3 protein-coding genes are annotated in these 2,406 nt (G+C 42.5%); all 3 read left to right on the top strand.

Features of this window, described 5'->3' with window-relative positions:
• Window positions 1–367 precede the first annotated feature (367 nt).
• From ACRDDY_RS02365 to ACRDDY_RS02355, 3 genes are read left to right on the top strand one after another with little or no spacing between them, the layout of a single operon-like run.
• Window positions 368–1,096: a hypothetical protein gene (locus tag ACRDDY_RS02365; RefSeq protein WP_438563370.1), complete on the top strand. Its 729-nt coding sequence runs from the start codon at window positions 368–370 to the stop codon at window positions 1,094–1,096.
• Entirely contained in the window at window positions 1,096–1,617 is a 522-nt protein-coding gene (locus tag ACRDDY_RS02360; RefSeq protein WP_438563369.1) for a metallophosphoesterase, read from the top strand. Before ACRDDY_RS02365 ends, ACRDDY_RS02360 begins: the two co-directional genes overlap by 1 nt.
• Window positions 1,608–2,279 (top strand): hypothetical protein, encoded by a 672-nt coding sequence (locus ACRDDY_RS02355; protein ID WP_438563368.1) that lies wholly within the window; start codon window positions 1,608–1,610, stop codon window positions 2,277–2,279. The genes ACRDDY_RS02360 and ACRDDY_RS02355 overlap by 10 nt, the downstream gene beginning before the upstream one ends.
• Window positions 2,280–2,406 lie beyond the last annotated feature (127 nt).

Raw genomic sequence — 2,406 nt, 5'->3', positions numbered from 1 at the left:
GTAGCAGTATCATGGTTAACCAGCTAATCTACACACGGGTATTAGAGTGATGATTGGTAAGATGTATGACCACGATATAATGATAACGAGCTTAAACTCTCGTTATCGTAGAACTAATGCACGTGTAGAGATAATTCATAAATGCCGTGTTTATTTCTGTACACGTGCTACCCATAATCGCCGGGTTCATTTAGCTGCCAGCTTATTTGATGCTGGTGATATCAATCTGGACGGTAACGAAATAACTTATACAATTAAGAAAGATTCACTGCTCTTCAAAACACTAAATAATATCGGCGCTAAACTAACTAAAGACACAGTAGTACACAGCGACCGAATCTTCATGCTTTAAATAGGATATTATAGAATGATCGTAGCAGCGTTTTATGCACATGGTCCGATGGATGAGAATGAGATCATCATTTGTGTTAAGTCTGCCGTTCCTGAATTACTTGGGGTCACTAAAGACAAATTTATGATCCTGCCAATTACTGAGACTGGGTTGTATTACGTTAAAGTACATTGTGACATGGAACGTACTATTGCACTGGTGATGGATAACGTGCAATCTACTCGGTCTGCTGGTCGAGATCTCATCTGTCGTATGTTCCCACGGGTTACAATCACTCAGTCTGTAACAAACCCACAAGTTGGGGTAATTGATCCTTCGAGTGTTGAGAAATTCCGTACCGTCATCAACCAGCGTGCGGAAGCTTATCGTTTATATCGACTAGGTGTCGAAAACTCCGATACCGATGAAATCGGTTCTGTAATTATTCTTGGTAGTACTGAACGCACAGACGTTAACTTCGAAGGTTTTACTGAACCACGGCCACCGATGGTATGCATGCGTGTACTGTTAGGTAATCCTAACCTCAATATCGCTATCTATGCTGACCCAACCATTATTGGTTTTGGTAAGCCGATGGATGAAGGCGCTAAACAACTGTTACGTGGTTTTGGTGTTGGGGAAGGCGCGATGAACCTCGAGTCTTATTCGCTAGACCAAGACATTGGATTGTTTTACACCATGGTAACGCGTAACCGAGCACGTACTGCTCTAATGAATATCCTATCCTACTGTATGGTTGACTAATGACTAACGCATATGCAGCAGCAGATTGGCATCTTGGACATGAGAACATTCTGCAATACCGCCCACAGTTTAAAACGATCGAAGAACACGATAAATATATTGTAGATCGTTGTAATGAAATAGTGAACCCTACTGATACTCTAATACTGGTAGGTGACATTATCTTATCCGATAGTGCATTAGCACAGTTAGATCGTGTGCATTGCCGTAACGTTATCCTAGTGCCTGGGAATCACGACGGTGAGCGCTGCATGATCCCATTCGGTAACTTCAAACGTGTAACTGGTGCACTGGTGCGCCGTTTACCTAATCACGGACAAGTATGTGTGTTCTCACACATCCCGGTACATCCAATGTGCTTAGATCGTTGGCAAGTAAACGTACACGGTCACAAACACGATAGTATCGTACAGGATGATCGATACTTTAACTGCACACTGGATCTGAATAACTGCACTCCAGTAGCATTAGACCATATTGCAGAAACATTTAAGGAACGGGGAATCGTCAGATGTTCATGATTACTCTACGTGTAGAAAGTCTACACATGGCAGACCCAGTGGAAGCATTACGTGAGTATGTCCGTGATGTATTAGATCGCAAGTGGGCTGAGCCTATACGCTATAATTTTGTCGAGTCAGAAAATTTTATTCTGGTTAGAGCGGCTTTCGATTTTGTGTCGGAACTTGGGCCTCAAGTACATGAGATACACGAGGCTATCTATGTTACATCGACAGCACCTGGCCTCATACCTTGGATTGCTAAAAGTATCGATCACTCCAAGGCTATCGAGCGGGAAGGTAACTTCCTAGAGGTGTCGATAACACATACTCAAGATCAGCGAATTCTTTGCCTTGATCACATGGCTAACTTTGCTATTGTGCCCCGTGAAGAAATTCGTTATGTAGAATTCTATGCCAACGATGCGTTCTATATACCGGGGAACCTCCCCGGCTATACGCATGTATTTGACTCTGTTTTACGAACTGGTAATGGTAATGAGAAACTGTACATTCGCCGGTTTGAGAGTTTAAGTAAGAAAGGTGTGCTACGCCGTATCGTAGACGCACGAGATACCGCTAAAGAGAAATTCCGTCGCCGCGATGAGTATCACAGTATCTATTACGTCACTACAATCGATAAAGAATTGTTAGCCCACTATTCTGAAAAGGTATTCGCATAATGATTAAAGTAACTGTATACGCTGACCATATCATGGCTAAAGATCCAGTGAGTGTGTTGAAAGATTATATAACAAAGATCATGAATCGTGAGTGGGAAAACCCAACTCATATGCAAGTGATTCCTGG

Source organism: Clostridium sp. (assembly GCF_051656525.1).
Taxonomy (GTDB): domain Bacteria; phylum Bacillota; class Clostridia; order Clostridiales; family Clostridiaceae; genus Clostridium.
This window is presented reverse-complemented; position numbering and strand designations above follow the sequence as displayed.

Bases quoted from the DNA above. Each gene is read 5' to 3' on its own strand.
- ACRDDY_RS02365 (WP_438563370.1), top strand. From the start codon at position 368: ATGATCGTAGCAGCGTTTTATGCACATGGTCCGATGGATGAGAATGAG.
- ACRDDY_RS02360 (WP_438563369.1), top strand. From the start codon at position 1,096: ATGACTAACGCATATGCAGCAGCAGATTGGCATCTTGGACATGAGAAC.
- ACRDDY_RS02355 (WP_438563368.1), top strand. From the start codon at position 1,608: ATGTTCATGATTACTCTACGTGTAGAAAGTCTACACATGGCAGACCCA.